Raw genomic sequence first — 16,994 nt, 5'->3', positions numbered from 1 at the left:
TAGGAAAATATCCACATAAATGATTGAGTGGATCGCTTAATTCAGATTTATCTGAATCTTAAGAAATCTTATAAACTAAAAAATCTTAATGGTTCAATTTTTCTTAAATGTTTAAAATTAAAAAAATTGACAAACGAAGCGAATTAACCATTCACAATTCACCTGCTCACATCTTCTCTGTTTCCAGAATTTTTAAAACTAATTTTTCCTCGTGCGTCAAACCTGCTTTTCCATCATTTTCTTCGATAATTTCGAGTTCGTCGAGGTATTTTTTAATCGTATTATTCTCGTAAAGATTGATGACTAATGGATGAACATAATATTTTCTGCAAACCGTACTCGTATTGCCTAAGTGTTCGGCAACAATATCCAAAGCGGCTTTCACTTTCTTTTTGTACTGAGTATTGTTTTCAGCATAGCCGATTTCTTTGAAAGCAATCAAAGCATTTACAGTTCCCGACCAGGTTCTGAAATCTTTAGCCGTAAAATCTTCTCCACTTAATTCTTTAATATAATCATTGACCATTCCGGAATCGATTGAATGTCTATTTCCTTCATCGTCAAGATATTGGAAAAGTTCTTTCCCCGGGATTTCCTTGCATTTCATAATGAGTTTTGCCAGTCTTTTACTTTTGAGATTGACATTATGCATGACACCTTTTTTCCCTTTAAATGAGAAATTTATTTTTTGACCGTCAACTTTTACGTGTTTTTCCTTTAAAGTCGTCAAGCCAAATGAGCCATACAGTTTTTCATAAATATTATTACCAATACGGATGTTGGTGCGTTGCATTAAGCTGACAATCAAAGCCAAAACTTTTCTCTTGTCAAAATTTCTTAAGGCCAAATCTTTTTCGAGCTTCAGACGGATTTCCGGTAAGGCATAACCGAACTGAAGCATTCTGTAAAATTTAGTATGATTTCTCAACGCACTCCAAAGTGGATGGTAGCGATATTGTTTTCGGTTTTTAATGTCAAAGCCTGTCGCCTGAAGATGACCGTTGTCTAAAGCACAAATCCATACATTTTCCCAGGCTGGCGGAATTACCAGACTGTTGATGCGCTTGATTTCTTCCTTATCTTTTACTCTTTCATCGCCCTTAAAATACTGAAATTTTTTTCCTCTCTTACGGCGAATAATACCGGAAGCTTCTGCATCGGAAGTGTAAATTAAGTTTACAGCCTTTGCAGAAGCCACCGGATCTTTCATGATTTTGATGATCCTGGAAGGTTTTAGATGTGAAATAATTTCAAGATCTGAATTTTCCATATCAGCAGATTATGAGTTTTTACCCCTTGAGAATAACCATAAAATTACTCCTATGATTCCCACAGCAACGATGATTCCCCACCACATTCCTGCTTTGAAAATTGTTTCGATGGCTTCACAGCTTGTTAAAAGCATTAAACCAAATAAGGACAGACATAAGAAACTTAGCTTTTTCATAATAATTTATTTTTGATGTTTATAGTATTTTTGGGTGATGGATGATTGATGTCTGATGTGAAATTTTAACGTTTTTTTTAAATCTCTAATTTCAAACGTCATCCTGAGCTTGTCGAAGGATCAAATCCTGTTCTCATCAGCTCTCCATTTTTTTATTGATTTTTTGATTTCGTCGCCGGAAATGTTTTCTTCTAAAGCCTTTTCCAAAAGAATTTTAAATTCGTCATCGTAAGCAAATCTTAAAGCTGCAATCTGACTGAAATCTAATTTTTCTTCCACTTTATCTGACCTCAGGTTAAATATTTCAAAATACCTCTGCTTAAATTCCAGTCTTACCAGTCTGTTTTGAAGACCCAAAGCATAATGTTGGCGAACCATGATGGCCAGAAATAAAATCAGAAAAATAACAATTGAAAACAGAATCCACAAAAGCTGATCTACCGAATCAGTGAAAATTTTATACACCCCCAATCCCTGTAAAAAGATTACTAAAGGGAGATAAATAAAATGATGAGGAGCATAAAATTTTCGGTGATTCTGGTAATTCTGCGTTTTCATAAATTTAACATTACAATAATCTTTCCAAAATGTTTTCGTGTGGTATGTGTTGGGCGTTGGGTGATGGGTGATGGGTGATGGAAGAGGGAAGAAGGGAGAGGGAGGATTGGAGTTTTTAACGAAGTACTTTTATTTTTGTGAAGATTTGTGTTAGATGTTTTTTTTAAAAGTAATAATTGAATACATGTAAAATAAAATTTACATCATTTCTAAATACCGAATCCCGAACCTCAAAGTGTATACCCGCATCCCGAAACTCGGATCCCGCACCAAACTTCCACATTTTAATCCCAAAAATCCGTAACTTCACGTTTTTAAAATTGATAAAAAATGACTTCAAAGGAAAAAGTGGCTGCGCTTCGTGAAGAGATGCAGAAAAATAATGTTGATGCATTTATAGTATATTCTGCAGATCCTCACATGAGTGAATATTTGCCTGAAGAATGGCAGGAAAGAGCGTGGCTCTCAGGTTTTCTGGGTTCCGCGGGTTTTGTGGTAGTTACAAAAGATAAAGCAGGACTCTGGACAGACGGAAGGTATTTCACACAGGCACCAATTGAACTGGCAGGTTCCGGAATCGACCTTTTCAAGGATGGAATGGAAGGAACACCAAATTATATCGACTGGATCATTTCTGAAATTCCGGAAAATGGAAAGGTAGCTGTCAATGCTTTGGCAACATCGCATTCCAACTGGGAACTTTTATATCAAAAACTGAATGCAAAAAATTTAAATTTAATTGATCTTCCTTTATTAAAACAGGTTTGGATAGAAAGAGGAACGCCTTCAAAAAATCCAATTTACACGCATCCCATCGAAAGAGCAGGGAAATCTGCAACCGATAAAATTGCTGCAATCCGTCAGAAAATGGAGGAGCAGGAAGTATCGGTTCATATCATCTCAAGCCTTGATGATGTAGCATGGACATTAAATCTGAGAGGAAGTGATGTGGAAAGCAACCCTGTGTTTTTAGGTTATATTATCATCACCAAAAACGACGCACATCTGTTCACCGACCTCGAAAAAATGGACGTTGAAAGCAGAAAACAAATGGACGAGGCATGGGTAAAAATGATGCCTTACGAAGAATTTTACAATCATCTGAAAACGGTACAAGGTCAGAAAGTTCTGGTTTCGCCTAACAGCAATCAGTCTATTTTTGAGGCTTTAAAAATAGATAATGAATTTGTAAAAGCAGCTGTTCCGGGAAATCTGATGAAGGCTCAGAAAAACGAAACGGAACTCGAAGGTTTCAGAAAAGTGATGGTAAGAGACGGTGTTGCCATGGTGAAATTCCTTTACTGGCTGACACATAGCGCAGGAAAAGAAGCGATGAATGAATATTCTATCGGACAAAAACTAAGAGATTTCCGTGCTGCGGGAGAAAATTTTGTGGGTGAAAGTTTCGGAAGCATTGTTGGGTTTAAGGAAAATGGTGCAATGATGCATTATTCCGCAAAAAGTGAGGGAAGTAAAGAGGTGACAAATGATGCGAGTATTTTGGTAGATTCCGGAGGTCAGTATCTGGAAGGAACAACTGATATTACAAGAACTTTAGCTTTGGGAGCGGTTTCGGAAGAGTTTAAAATCAATTCAACCTTGGTTTTACAGGGAATGATTCGTCTGTCGATGGTGAAATTCCCGAAGGGAACGAGAGGCGTTCAGCTGGATGCGATTGCAAGACTTCCATTGTGGATGAACGGAAAAGATTATAACCACGGAACCGGTCACGGTGTAGGAAGTTTTATGAATGTACATGAAGGCCCTCAAAACATCAGAAAAGATTTAAATCCTCAGGAATTGTTGGTGGGAATGGTTGTTTCCAATGAGCCTGGATATTATCTGGAAGGCGATTACGGAATCCGTCATGAAAATTTAATCACGGTAAAAGAATCGGAAACTACAATTCACGGGACTTTTTACGAGTTTGAGACATTGACCTTCTGTCCATTCTTCAAAAGTGATATTGTAAAAGAAATTCTTTCGGAAGAAGAAATTAAGTGGCTGAACGCTTATCACAAAACATGCGAGGAAAAAATTGCTCCGTTTTTGGAAGGTGAAGTGAAGGATTGGTTTTTGGAATTGGTAAGCCCGCTTTAGAAGTGAATTGTCAATAGTTAATAGTGAATTTTAAATTTAAAATCACAGATAAGTAATTTTAAATCTTAAATCTTAAATATTGAATTTTTACCGTGTTTTTACGGTAAAGAACTAGTGAAATCACTGAAGTAATTGCTGTTAAAGTGACATAGTTTTGTAAGCGAAACCAAACACATTCACTTCATATACGTTTTTTAATAATTGAATCATCTCAGAAATGGGATGATTTTTTTAGTTACTTAAATACAATTTTGCTTAAGTTAATTTCGAAAGACTGATCATCTTCATAGGTGATTTTCAATGTTTGACCATCAATAAATTCAACACTTTTGTTGCAGAAGTGTGAGCAGCTTTCAACGATGATTGGGAAGTATTTTTTTTTATTTTTGTCAAATCCTAAAAGATTTCCTCTGAAAAAAGATTGTATTGTATAATTTTTATTTTCTATAGTTTCCTCGCTTGCTGAATTAAGTTTAAATAGATCTTCGTCATAGTAGGTTGAGTAAAGTACGTTAGGAATTATTGCATACCCAGCCCCGAAATTGTTATCTGCTTGATTGTCTTTTTGCCATTTTTCTGCATAATTTTTATAATGCGAAATGTTTTTTTCTTCAGCTGAAGGGTAATAAATTAATTTAGAAGTTTCAGCATAATGATGAAGCGCAGTTTTTGCCATTTTAGACGATTTCCGTTTAGAGTTTTCCTCAAAATTTCCCCGGATGCACTCATTGCAGTAATCTGAAGGATAACCAAAGTATTGTAAACTGAAATTGTCTGCAATGCTGTCTACATTAATCATTGAAAAATTTACACTATGCTCGTTCATTGCTTTTCCCATGTTCGACACTTGATAGGTAAGAAAAAGATACTTCATTTTACCTATTTTTCTGGTTTTGATGTTTGTGCTGTCAATTTCCAAATAAGCCCATTCTGTTTTTTCTAAGTCAATATCATTTATCAGATTTAATTTCTGCCCCGCAAACTGATATTTTGAAATCTTCAACACATTTACAGTATCTGAGTAGAAATAATTGCCTCGTTTTTCATTGCTTTTCACCCAGATTCTTGTTAAAGTATTTTCATTTTCATGAATAAAGATGCTCTGATTTCTGATTGAGTCCACTATGTTTTTATTTAAATTTTTATCAGAAACAATAGTGTTTTCAGCTAAGTCACGTGTCTCTTTTCTGCAGGAAAAAAGGAAAAGTAAAAAGACTGATATGGTAATTACTGCTTTCATTTGTGTGATCGTTTTGAATCGATGTTTGTTTTTATGGCCTCAATTTTCTCTCACTTTAATATAAATGTGCTTAACTGGTGAAATTTCTTTTTTCAAAAGTATTAATTCGTTTTTCTTCGATTCAAAGAAATGTTTTTCAGACCAATTCCAGGAATTTTCTTCACGCATATTAATTCCGTTTGCTTTAAAAGAAATAATGATTTTATTTCCATTAACTTCTAAATTTATTTCATCAAAGGTATCCTGAATCGTTGCACCATCGGGTGTTGTTGGGCAATTTTCAAGTTCTTTTAAAATTTCTTTGTCATTTCTAAACCAAAACCGAAGAAAATCTAAATGTTTGGAAGAACATTGATAACCCAAATCTAAGGCATCGAGGATTTTACATTTCAGATTGCTTCTGTTTTCATCAGCTTTTCCATCCCAACTACACTCGTTTCCAATGAATGTTGCAACATAAGCCAAGGCAACTTTTTCGGGTTCGGAGATTGTTTTTATGTAATTTTCGTTGAGATAAATAGTATTAATATTGGTTTTTAAATCTTTGTCATATTGAATTTTGCGCCATAGAAATTTTACTTTTTTATTGATATTTTTAAAAGGCTTAATTTGTTTTGCAGAAACCAAAAACCCACGATAATCTAAGTAATCCGAGTCTCCTGCAGCTCTCATGCTATCCATTTTCCATTTGATTTCCAGTTCACTTCCTCGTGAAAATTCCGAGTCTTTATGATTGTAAATCAAATGAATTGTATCCTTGTTTTTTTCTACCAGAAATTGCCAATCGTCTGTATAATCTATAAACTGAATGAATTTCACGGTATCGGTATATATCTTTCCGAGTTCAATATTTTCGTTGGGTCTTAATTTACTTTTGAAATTAGTCGAAATTACTGATTCTTTAGGCCTAATGGTGGAAGTAGTTTTTTCACCTGCTTTTTCAGATTTCTTTTCGCATGACTGTAAAATTAGAATTAAAGTTGCGAAAAAGAAGATGATAATTTGTGTTTGTACTTTCATTTCAATCTGTTTAAGTCTTATGGGATAAATATGTTCAGGATTTTTTAATTTTTGAATTCCATAACGTATTATTAATGTAAATGACGGGTAAAATTCCACTTCCAGCTTTTATAAACTGATTCTTTTTACAATTCCGCAATTTCCAAAGGTTTTTACCGTCTCAATAAGGATATTATTTTCCAAAATTATTATTATAAACTTCTTTTCTGGCTCTTTCTGACTTGTTTTTTGTCTGTACTCAGTTTCCTTACAACTCATCAAAATCAGTACAAAAATTGAGAATAATATCAGATTTCCGTTTTAGATTGTAGATTTTAAATTTAATTATTTCGGCTGTTATCGGATTTTTGAATCTGTATTTTTCTGTTCTAAATTACGAAAAAAGAGAATGGTTTTTTCATTTTATGGGGATATTTAAAAAATAAATACTGAGTGTAAATAGCCCTGATTGCAGCGGCATCCTTTTTTGCGTGGGAAGAAACGTGAAATTTCGGAAAAAGTCTGACGCAAAAAAGATACAGCGGAAAGCAGGTTCCCGGCTTCTGAAAAGGTGGGAGAGTTGGAGGGTATTTGTGTTTGAGAGTTTGAGAGGGAGAGAGTTGAGAGTTACAGGGAGTTTGAGCAGTTGAGTTTGATTGAAAAAGGTGTTTAAAACTTGAATTTTGAAACTTAAATTTTAAATGTTTATTCCGTAATTTTGCAGCATGAATCACGACACAATCTGCGCTCTTGCCACAGCCAACGGAATCGGAGCCATCGGAATTATCAGAATTTCGGGCGAACAGTCTTTTGAAATTGTAAACAGGGTTTTTCAGGGGAAAAATCTTGAAAAAGCCAATTCGCATACGGTGCATTATGGGTTTATTGTGGATGGGAAGAGGGAAGATGGAAGTGGGGAGATGGAAGATGGAAGACGGAAGGTAGTAAGCGAAAAAGTTTCGGGATCTGCGTTTTCATTTGAAAGTTCAGATTCTCCGGGTCAAAGTATTGAGAATGGAAACCAAGTTTCGGATTTAGCGGAGAATAACATCCAGCTTCCAACTTCCAGCTTCCAGCCGGAAACGATTGATGAAGTTATGGTTTCTGTTTTTAAAGGTCCGAAAACTTTTACGGCGGAAGATTCTGTGGAAATTTCTTTTCACGGTTCGCCGCATATTGCGAAGAAAATTCTTGAAGTTCTGATTAAAAACGGGGCAAGAATGGCAAAAGCAGGGGAGTTTACGATGCGTGCCTTTATGAACGGAAGAATTGATTTGAGTCAGGCTGAATCGATTGCTGATTTGATTGCTTCTGAAAATGAGGCATCAAGAAAAGTAGCTTTGAACCAATTGAAAGGTGGAATTACCAATGAAATTTCTATTCTGAGAACAGATTTGCTGAATTTCACCTCGTTGATAGAGTTGGAACTTGATTTTGCAGAAGAAGATGTGGAATTCGCCGACAGAGCAGCTTTGACAGCCTCATTGAACAGAACGGAAGTAAAACTGCGGTCGCTGATTGACAGTTTTCAATATGGAAATGCAATTAAAAATGGTGTGGATGTCGCCATTATCGGAAAGCCAAATGCCGGAAAATCGACGTTGCTGAACGCTTTGCTGAAAGAAGAACGTGCGATTGTTTCGGAAATTGCGGGCACGACCCGTGATACGATTGAGGAAGTTTTGCATATCAAAGGAACGGCTTTTCGATTTATCGATACTGCGGGAATTCGTGAAACGACAGATGTTATTGAGGAAATCGGCGTAAAAAAAGCGAAGGAGAAAATTGAAACGGCAAAAATTCTTCTGTACTTATATGATGAATTCGACTCTCAACCTGAAGAAGTGTTTGATTTTATCAAAGAATTTTACCGTGATGATTTGAAGGTGATTCTTCTTCATAATAAAATTGATTTGCAGGAAACTGCTTCTGTAAATGAGTTTGACGCAAAATTAAAAGAACAGTTATTTCCGAATTATACTTCCCAAATCATCGGGATTTCGGCAAAAAACAAAACAGGAATTGATGAGTTGAAATCTGAACTTGCCGACTATATCCAAAATCTTGAAACGCAGGAAAGTACCATCATCACAAACCAGCGTCACTATGAAGCTTTGCAGAGATCTCTGGAATCTGTGAAGAAAGTTGAAGATGCCATCTCAGGAAGAATTTCAACAGAACTTTTGGCGTATGAACTTCGCTATGCTTTGGAATATTTGGGTGAAATTTCTGGTGAGTTTACCAATGATGAGGTGTTGGGGAATATTTTTTCTAAGTTTTGTATCGGAAAATAAATATATCTTCAATTTCAAATCACAGTTTATATCTCAAAATTATCCTTTCAAACTCTCTTTTTGCCCGATGAAAAAACTTTCATTATATTCGGAAGTTAAAATAAAATTTTACGCAAATGTTAGTCAGAAAGAGTTTCACTGTAAAAGGGATTTTTGAATTTGCAGGCCATCATCTCTGGTGGCTCGTTGCATATATGCTGATTGTGGCGATTTTGTATCAGTTGGTCGGCTGGCACTGGATTTCAATTCCCTGGTTGCCGGTTTCGCTGGTGGGAACGGCCGTGGCGTTTTATGTGGGATTCAAAAACAATCAAAGTTATGACCGGGTATGGGAAGCCAGAAAAATCTGGGGAGCCATCGTCAACAGCAGCCGGAGCTGGGGCGTGATGGTTAATTCTTATGTGAAAAACGGACAGTATTCTGATGAGGAAATCAAGAGAATAAAAACCAATCTCATTTACCGGCATATCGCATGGCTCTACACATTTCGGGAGCAGTTGCTTGTTCCTACGCAATGGGAACATGTGAGCCTGAATCATCATTTTGCGAGAATTGCCACAAGACGGAGAGATAATTTTGGTGTCGGTCAGTTTCAGGATTATCTGAATGAAAAACAGCAACAAAACTATTTTGCAAACGAAAAAGACTGGGAAACTGCTGCCAACAAAGCTACGCAAATCATCAATCTGCAGTCTCAGGATTTGGCGTTGCTTGAAGAACGGGAAATTTTACACATGAGACGTCAGCTGGATCTGCAAACCATTCTGAACGATTTTTACGACCATCAGGGCAGGGCAGAACGCATCAAGAAGTTTCCTCTGCCACGTCAGTATGCCAATTTAAGTTTTATTTTCAACTGTATTTTTATTTTTCTTCTACCTCTGGGAATTGTTGCCGAGTTTGCAAAATTAGGTGAGGCCGGAGTTTGGCTGATGATTCCTTTCGGAACGATCGTCGGATGGATTTATGTCGTAATGGAGCTGATTGGCGACTATTCCGAAAATCCTTTTGAGGGATTGGGTACAGATATTCCTATGCTCTCCATCTGCAGAACTATTGAGATCGATCTGCTTCAGATTTTGGGCGAAACTGATTTGCCAAAACCGATTGAACCTGTGAACGATGTTTTGATGTAAACGTATTTCATTTTTTTAAACACAAATAAATTCAATGCACACCCTTCTTCCATTTTTTCTGGCCATGATCGCCATCATCGTACTGCTCAATATGTGGGCAACAAAACTCAGGATTGCATATCCTATTTTGCTCGTAGTTGGTGGTTTAGCCATCAGTTTTATTCCCGGCTTACCGGTCGTAAAGATTGATCCGGATCTGATTTTCTTTATTTTTCTTCCCCCATTACTTTTTGAAGCAGCATGGACGATTTCGTTTAAAGAAATGAAAAAATGGTGGCGAATCATTGGAAGTTTTGCATTTCTCGTCGTATTTTTTACTGCTTTTGCAGTCGCTTTGGCTACCAATTATTTCATTCCGGGATTTACGATTGCATTAGGCTTTCTTCTGGGCGGAATCGTTTCTCCTCCCGATGCGGTGAGCACCGGAGCAATTATGAAATTTGTGAAAATTCCAAAATCAACTTCTGCAATTCTGGAAGGCGAAAGTTTGTTGAATGATGCATCATCATTGATCATTTTCAGATTTGCATTAGTCGCTGTAGGTACCGGACAATTCATCTGGCAGGAAGCATCTTTGAGTTTTTTGTGGATGGTGATCGGTGGCGCTGCAATAGGTTTGGTCATTGCATGGTTGTTCGTTCAGGCACACAAACTTTTGCCGACAGACGCGCCTTCAGATATCGCCTTAACTTTAATTGAACCGTATCTAATGTACTGGATTGCCGAGCAGGTGCACAGTTCGGGAGTGATGGCAGTCGTTTGTGGTGGATTATATATGTCTTCAAAACGTTTGATTTTCCTCAACAGCGCAAGCCGAATACGTGGATACAGCGTTTGGGAAAGTTTTGTATTTATTTTAAATGGAATCGTTTTTCTTATTATCGGTCTGGAACTTCCGGAAATTGTAGATGGTATCCGTGCTGAAGGAATTCCACTCAGAACGGCAATTGGATATGGAATTGTAGTGACAGGAATTTTAATAGCTTCGAGAGTGGTGAGTTCTTATGCCGCTTTGGTTGCTACTCTGATTTTCCGACCAGGCGTTGCACCAAGAGCAAGATCAAACAAAATGCGTTTCTTAATGCCTTTACTTCTCGGCTGGACGGGAATGAGAGGCGTAGTTTCTCTGGCCGCAGCTTTGGCAATTCCTGTGACTTTGAGTAATGGAGAGCCATTTCCACACCGGAATTTAATTTTATTTATCACTTTTGTCGTGATTTTATTAACGCTTTTGGTTCAGGGATTAACGCTTCCGGTTTTCATTAAAAGAATGAAATTTTTTGATGAATTAATTATCGATGAAAACGAAGAATCCACCAAACTTCAAATGAAGCAGGGTTTAAAAAAGCACGTTTACGAAGTGCTGAAAGATAAATACGAAAATAAATATCAGGGAAATCTGATGATTGAGAAACTCCTGAAACAGTGGGAAGAACGCGCCAAAGCTACCGACGACAGCTGGATGAACAACGAAACCAAACAGATCTTCGTAGAAATCCTTGAAAGCCAACGCGAATATCTTACGGAGCTCAATCAGGATCCTGCAATCAATGAAGAAATCATCAGACATCAGCTGTATCAGATTGATCTGGAAGAGGAAAGGCTTAAAATTATTTAAATTTTTTTAAAAAAAATTACCAACCTGTAACCAATAGATTTCCTGCGGCTTTTTCACTGCATTTCTGGTATTTTGAGTAGGCTTTCGCTGCCCGGGCACGGATTTGCTCATTGCTCTCCGAATTCAGATACCCGGAAATGGCGTCGTGCAAAGTATATGCTTCTGGACTCATTAATCCTGTAGTCCAAACCAGGGGATTGACATTGGCTTTCTGAAGATGAGGTGAGAAATATTTTTTGCTGTAGCAAGCCAGCATAATTACGTCACGCTTCTGTTGATCAGTGTTTTCAAAGGTTTCACTTAATTGGAAATCCATCAGACCATCGTGTCCAACGTATGCCAGCAATTTTGCATTTCCATTAATTCCGATGACTGTTTTTCCTGTTTTTAAAGTATCTTTTGTTTTTCCCGAACTGCTGTTGAGGAAATCGACTGTCGTATTTTTGATAAACTGACCATCGTAAGCGTCTGCAACTAAATAGTAGTTTTTGGATATGTGTTTAAAAATTATTCTTTCAAGCTTTTCAGATTTTAGTTTTCGTCTTTCGATAAATTTCCATTCCTTACTTTTTTTGAAATAGGTTCGCACGCCGAATCCGCAACCCCAATACAGATTGTTTTCGGGATCCTGTCCGTTTCCAATTTTTTCGGGAACGGGTACAATTCCCTGATATTTATTGTCACACAAAGCCACAAAAACGTGAATGGTTTTGACATCGGATGTGAATGGAACCGATTTTTTCTCTTTAAGATGTACATCAGAGATTTTTATATTTTTCTTTGGTGTATCGTTGCTGCAAGCAATTAATAACAGGCAGAAAATAAAGGTGATACAGTTAAATAATTTCATCATTGCTGTTGTGCTTTAGATTTAATTAAATTTAAAAATAAAACAAATTATTCATTTTTAAGTTTAATTATTTTTCTGAATTTAAAATAATATAATATCCAAATCACTAAGAAAATCCACGGGATTATAAATAAATAATCCTCATTCGAAAACTCAGAAAGACTTAATGAAATCAGACTTAAATATAAAAATGAACCTAGAAAAAATGACATAAAAGAGTAGAATCTGTTTTCCCGCACAGTTTTAAAGAGATTAAAAACGCCGGTAAACTGAGAATTACAAATAAAATATGAACTCCCACAATAATTCCGTAACCTAAACCTGCAAAACAATTCATACGTGGTTCTCCAGTGTCGTAGTGATTCTGATTCGGAGACTGAATGATAATAAGAACAATTATGGACACGATTGTTCCGGTCAGGAAGCTCATCAAAAGTGCATTGGTGATGGTTTTTGTGATTTTATTTTTCATGGCTTTCAATAGCTTTATTTTTTTTGAGAACCTTATTGTCGATCTGACTTTTTATAAAAATCACAATTTTTTTACTTGCAGAAAAAAGTATCAGTCCCAAAATCCATCCGGTAGCAGCTCCGAAAAGCAACCCGGAAAGTACCGCCACTTCGGTAATCCACCAATCATAAACCAGATTTAAAAACCAAAAGAACAGTACGGAGACAACTGAACTGCCGGCAATGCAGGACACAATAAAAAATGTCTTAAAGCCTTTGCTTACAGATTTCTGCTGAAAACCAACCAGCAGAGATGTAGAAATTATACCGGCACTGATTAGTAAAAACAGAAGTACAGAAACAACCACGACCACAAATACTGCGATAATAACCGCAAACAAAGCAAACGCAGCACCCATCAAAAGAAGATTTACCAAAAAATCGTCTTCATTGCGAAATGAATCATTCAGATTTAAAATAAATGATAATAATTTTATTAAAAAGATATTTTGTGTAGACAAAAACATAACTCTCCTCATTTTGTTTATACTCTCAAAATTAATCTTTAATGATGGAAATAAATAATTTAAGGTAGATTACTTTGTTAAAAATTAAATTCAGCAAATCAGTAAAAGCCTGTATTCTCCATCATTTTCTACCGGAGCCCGATGAATGCATGGTAAAACCTTTTGTTCCGGATGATCTACCGCCAGTCTCCAAAGATATCCCTGTCCTAAATTAATAAGTTGGGAATCTTCTTTAGGTTCATAATGCAGATCAAAGAAATTCTCTTCTAAAAAAGTTTCAAAATCATCATCAGAACCTTGATGCAATGCTTTCAGTTTCTCACGGATTTCAGGAATTAAAATTTTCTGAACCGCCTGATCATTTGGCAGAATGTCGCTTGAAGCGCCATAATAAGTGCATAAAAAAGTATCGGCTAAAACTGGCGAACGGTCTACATGAAAGGAATAAACGTCGGTTTGAATAAAATCAAATTCATCATCACGCTCATAGTTTTTGAGTAAATTCAGTGTCGGTAAGGCACCGAAATCTGTTAACACCTGTAAATCATTTAAAATAATTTCTCTCGCTGTTTCACCATGCTCTGAAAGTTTTAGTTTTAAAAGATCTTCAGACGTAACGACGGTAATATTTTCTTCCAGCTGAAGTTTTGAAATAATTTCTTTAAAATCACCATTCAATTCCCGTTTCCAGCAAAATGAATTTACAGATCCCTGAAAATCGGTATCAATTAATTCAGAAAAGGATGAAACGGTTTTAGAATATTTACCTGTAGAATTAGAAATTTTCATTTTGGATGAGATGAATTTTGAATTCCGATAAAAATAAACATTTAAATTCTAAATATTCCTCTTTTAAATCAGTCCTAAATCTTTACAGAAAGCCACCAACTGTTCATTATTATTGATTTTAAGACCTTCGCGTAAACCTGTGAGTTTTTTTTCCACACTGCTGAGACTATGAGGTTTTATGTTGTTGTTCTGCAGATAGGTTGGAATATTTTTCAGGAAAACCCCTTGTGAAAGCAGCGAAACTAAAGTAATATCGTAAGAAGTAAATTCGTAGCTGTTAAGTTCTTTCAAATCGTGTTTCATATATAATGAAAGATATTTTTGACCGTCAAAAACCATTGCTATAGCTTTTTTGAGTTCTTTAGCGTCATTTCTGCCTTTTCGTACAAAACCGTCAATTTTTAAATTTGTGAAAAGCGAATCTATCACTCCCGATTTATGCTCCGCGGAAAAGAAAATAACTTTCACATCCGGCTGAATCTCCTTGATTGCGGCAATCATTTCTTTACCATTTTTCAGATTTTGAGGATGATGGTCTTCGTCGTAATAAAGGTCGGTGATTATCAAGTCGTACGGATCATCTTCACGCAGACTCTTTTTTACTTTTTCCAGCGCATCGTCACAGTAAAAAACCTGATCAACAGTTGGGATTTCAAGTTCTTTCACAGTACGCTGTACGGATAAATTGATAACTTCGTGATCTTCGGCAATTAAAATTTTTTTAAACATCAAATCGGTTTTAGGAAATCGGAACTGAGAAATTTATTTTCAGTCCTTTTTCTGTTTCGGTGTCAAAAATAATATCTCCATTTAGATTTTCAATACGTGAAACCGCATTTTGGAGACCATTTAAAAAAAAACTTTTATTTTTGATGCCGATTCCGTTGTCACTGTACGAAATTTCTATACTGTTTTCTTCTTTTTTAAATTGTAAAATTACACGGTCTGCGTGGCTGTGTTTTTTCATGTTAACCAGCAGTTCGCGCAGGATTTGGTAGATTTCTGATCGGGTGAGTGGGGCTACATTTTGCCATAAGCTTGCATCATTTCCTGCCAGGTAAGTTTGAGTGTGTTCATTTTTAAAATAGGAAACCAATTTTCTGATTTTTTCATAAAAATTTTCGTCGGCATTATCATCACTCGAATCGTAAGAAATATTTCTTGATTTTTTATAGACATCTTCAAGATCATCCAGAGTTTCGTTTCTGCTGATATCCTGATGATTTTCAATCTTTGTCATAATTTGGTAAATCCCATTGGCTACGACGTCGTGTACTTTTTTTGAATACTTGATTTCGGTTTTTTTGACTTCGAGTTCTTTTTCCTGCTGCTGAAGTTTTTTTCTTTTAAAATAATAAACAATGCCTATAATAAGTAGAATGATCAGTATTAAAATTCCAAACTGAGCATAGATCTTTTGATTTTTGTTTTCGCTAAACTTCAACTCCAGTTCTGCATTTTCGGCTTCAGCTTCCGCCATATTAGCTTTAATAAGTGCGAATTGATTTTTTGCTTTAAATCTTGTGTCATTTACACTGTCATTAATAGAAACAAATTTTTTAAAGTATAAGGATGAATTATCTTCATCAATATTAATTATCTTTCTGAGAGCCTGTAGCTGATCGTCCGGGTTATTAATTCTCACAGCAGAGGTGAGCATTTTTCGGGCATAAAATAATGCTGAATCTTTGTTTTTCCCTGCATAATAATTTGAAATAGCCGAGTAGCTGGAATTTAATCCCTGATCGTCGTCCAGCTTTATTCTTATTTTTAAAGCTTTGTGATATTCAGTAATGGGATTATATTTTGGATTTAATTTATATTCTGCAGTTGCAAGATTATTGATAGACTTGGCCAAGGTTATGCTGTCTGGCTTATTCAGAGAGCGAAGGAACATATCAATAGCTTTCTTATATTCTCCTTTCTCGCTGTAAGAATCTCCTATATTATTGTAAATTATAGAGTAATGATCTCTAGCAACATAAAGCAGTGTTCTTTTATAATATTTTAAAGCGTCATCATAGTTTCCTAATCTTGCGGAAGCTACTGCTAAAGTGTTATAATTCCTTGACATATTTTCTCTTACCACATTTTTTTTAACGTCTGCTAAATATTTTTTTGCTTCTACGGAAGATTCAATTCCTCCATAATAATCACCGTTGTCGGTCTGAATTAGAGCCATGTTTATAAGCGACTGTGCTACTCCCAATGAGTCGTTATCTTTTTTATATTCTCTTTTTGCTGAATTGTAATAGATAAAAGCAGAATCCTTGTGTCCTGAATCTCTGCATTCACGGGCTTTTGCATAGCTTTGATTGTCTTTTCCAGAGTTTTGAGTGATTTTCTTTTTCTTGCTACAGCCCACAGCTATAGTTACTAAAAAGAGTAGGATCATTAATTTTTTCAAGAGATGGCGGTTTAGCCTGCAAATTAATAAAAAAGGACAGATTTGTGCAATCTGTCCTTTAATAATTTATGGTTGTGTAAATGGGGGTGGCGGAAGGTGTCCCGTGTTACCGCCAGTACTTCCTCCCGGTCCGTCGCCTGGGTTTATATTTGAACCATCGCCGTTTTGTGTTGTCTGTACTGTTGCTGTATCAGAATTTCCTGATGTATTTCCGTTGTTTCCTGAGCTTACAAGGCCAAGAAGGAGCAATAATAATTGTATCACGATTGTAAAATTTAATGATTAAGCATTGGTGTTCTTCCCCGCAAAACCGATTGCAGGCAGTGTACACGTTTGAAAAAAGAAGCGCTTCTAAAATTTTGGGAAGTGATTACCCTTGCGAACAGAAGAAAATTCTGATGCTTCCCGGTCACGAGAATGATTTTCTGTTTTTCAGAGTGGTAGAAATCATCATTATTTTTATTTTCTCTTTTCTGATTTCTAAAGCAAAGTAACGGCAGGAAAGGCCTTTAAATACTGACAAACCTTTGACTGCGTCTGACAAAACTTTGACAAAAATTGTCTTTAGAAATGGAATTT

Annotated in this window: 17 protein-coding genes; 5 read left to right on the top strand and 12 right to left on the bottom strand. The window is 36.0% G+C overall.

Features of this window, described 5'->3' with window-relative positions; translation table 11 throughout:
* Positions 1 to 166: 166 nt before the first annotated feature.
* The 3 genes from NG809_RS04295 to NG809_RS04285 form a co-directional block, all read right to left on the bottom strand.
* Positions 167 to 1,270, bottom strand: a complete 1,104-nt coding sequence (locus NG809_RS04295) for a DNA topoisomerase IB (RefSeq protein ID WP_262148372.1) — start codon at positions 1,268 to 1,270, stop codon at positions 167 to 169.
* A gap of 9 nt (positions 1,271 to 1,279) precedes the next feature.
* Entirely contained in the window at positions 1,280 to 1,447 is a 168-nt protein-coding gene (locus NG809_RS04290) for a phosphatidate cytidylyltransferase (protein WP_262148370.1), read from the bottom strand.
* 120 nt (positions 1,448 to 1,567) lie between these two features.
* Positions 1,568 to 2,005, bottom strand: a complete 438-nt coding sequence (locus tag NG809_RS04285) for a DUF6526 family protein (protein WP_262148368.1) — start codon at positions 2,003 to 2,005, stop codon at positions 1,568 to 1,570.
* 330 nt (positions 2,006 to 2,335) lie between these two features.
* On the opposite strand from NG809_RS04285, the gene NG809_RS04280 reads away from it, so the two are divergent.
* Positions 2,336 to 4,105: an aminopeptidase P family protein gene (locus tag NG809_RS04280; protein WP_262148366.1), complete on the top strand. Its 1,770-nt coding sequence runs from the start codon at positions 2,336 to 2,338 to the stop codon at positions 4,103 to 4,105.
* A 235-nt stretch (positions 4,106 to 4,340) separates the two neighbouring features.
* On the opposite strand, the gene NG809_RS04275 is transcribed toward NG809_RS04280, so the two are convergent.
* Together NG809_RS04275 and NG809_RS04270 are read right to left on the bottom strand one after the other, a co-directional pair.
* Positions 4,341 to 5,345 carry a hypothetical protein gene (locus tag NG809_RS04275; RefSeq protein ID WP_262148365.1) on the bottom strand — a complete coding sequence of 335 codons (1,005 nt, stop codon included), beginning with the start codon at positions 5,343 to 5,345 and terminating at the stop codon, positions 4,341 to 4,343.
* A 39-nt stretch (positions 5,346 to 5,384) separates the two neighbouring features.
* The gene (locus NG809_RS04270; RefSeq protein ID WP_262148363.1) at positions 5,385 to 6,365 is read right to left on the bottom strand and encodes a hypothetical protein; all 981 of its coding nucleotides are present in this window, start codon (positions 6,363 to 6,365) and stop codon (positions 5,385 to 5,387) included.
* Between the two features lie 704 nt (positions 6,366 to 7,069).
* Here NG809_RS04270 and mnmE point away from each other — a divergent pair.
* The 3 genes from mnmE to NG809_RS04255 all read left to right on the top strand — a co-directional run bounded on the left by mnmE (position 7,070) and on the right by NG809_RS04255 (position 11,392).
* Positions 7,070 to 8,638, top strand: coding sequence for a tRNA uridine-5-carboxymethylaminomethyl(34) synthesis GTPase MnmE (gene mnmE / locus NG809_RS04265; protein WP_262148361.1), 1,569 nt, complete (start codon positions 7,070 to 7,072; stop codon positions 8,636 to 8,638).
* Positions 8,639 to 8,754: 116 nt separating this feature from the next.
* Positions 8,755 to 9,774, top strand: coding sequence for a bestrophin family protein (locus NG809_RS04260; protein WP_262148360.1), 1,020 nt, complete (start codon positions 8,755 to 8,757; stop codon positions 9,772 to 9,774).
* A gap of 34 nt (positions 9,775 to 9,808) precedes the next feature.
* Entirely contained in the window at positions 9,809 to 11,392 is a 1,584-nt protein-coding gene (locus NG809_RS04255) for a Na+/H+ antiporter (protein ID WP_262148358.1), read from the top strand.
* A gap of 16 nt (positions 11,393 to 11,408) precedes the next feature.
* On the opposite strand, the gene NG809_RS04250 is transcribed toward NG809_RS04255, so the two are convergent.
* From NG809_RS04250 to NG809_RS04220, 7 genes are all read right to left on the bottom strand, one after another.
* The gene (locus NG809_RS04250) at positions 11,409 to 12,245 is read right to left on the bottom strand and encodes a hypothetical protein (RefSeq protein ID WP_262148356.1); all 837 of its coding nucleotides are present in this window, start codon (positions 12,243 to 12,245) and stop codon (positions 11,409 to 11,411) included.
* A gap of 193 nt (positions 12,246 to 12,438) precedes the next feature.
* Positions 12,439 to 12,714 (bottom strand): hypothetical protein, encoded by a 276-nt coding sequence (locus NG809_RS04245; protein ID WP_262148354.1) that lies wholly within the window; start codon positions 12,712 to 12,714, stop codon positions 12,439 to 12,441.
* Entirely contained in the window at positions 12,704 to 13,219 is a 516-nt protein-coding gene (locus NG809_RS04240) for a hypothetical protein (protein ID WP_262148353.1), read from the bottom strand. Before NG809_RS04240 ends, NG809_RS04245 begins: the two co-directional genes overlap by 11 nt.
* 90 nt (positions 13,220 to 13,309) lie before the next feature.
* On the bottom strand, positions 13,310 to 14,008 hold the full coding sequence (locus NG809_RS04235) for a DUF1826 domain-containing protein (RefSeq protein ID WP_262148352.1): 699 nt from the start codon (positions 14,006 to 14,008) through the stop codon (positions 13,310 to 13,312).
* Between the two features lie 63 nt (positions 14,009 to 14,071).
* Entirely contained in the window at positions 14,072 to 14,737 is a 666-nt protein-coding gene (locus NG809_RS04230) for a response regulator (protein ID WP_262148351.1), read from the bottom strand.
* Between the two features lie 10 nt (positions 14,738 to 14,747).
* Positions 14,748 to 16,403, bottom strand: a complete 1,656-nt coding sequence (locus NG809_RS04225; protein WP_262148350.1) for a tetratricopeptide repeat-containing sensor histidine kinase — start codon at positions 16,401 to 16,403, stop codon at positions 14,748 to 14,750.
* A 78-nt stretch (positions 16,404 to 16,481) separates the two neighbouring features.
* Positions 16,482 to 16,679: a hypothetical protein gene (locus NG809_RS04220; protein ID WP_262148348.1), complete on the bottom strand. Its 198-nt coding sequence runs from the start codon at positions 16,677 to 16,679 to the stop codon at positions 16,482 to 16,484.
* Between the two features lie 14 nt (positions 16,680 to 16,693).
* Here NG809_RS04220 and NG809_RS04215 point away from each other — a divergent pair, with 14 nt between their 5' ends.
* Entirely contained in the window at positions 16,694 to 16,909 is a 216-nt protein-coding gene (locus NG809_RS04215) for a hypothetical protein (protein WP_262148347.1), read from the top strand.
* Positions 16,910 to 16,994: the final 85 nt, after the last annotated feature.

Origin of the sequence: Chryseobacterium foetidum, assembly GCF_025457425.1 — a bacterium.
Taxonomy (GTDB): Bacteria; Bacteroidota; Bacteroidia; order Flavobacteriales; family Weeksellaceae; genus Chryseobacterium; species Chryseobacterium foetidum.
This window is presented reverse-complemented; position numbering and strand designations above follow the sequence as displayed.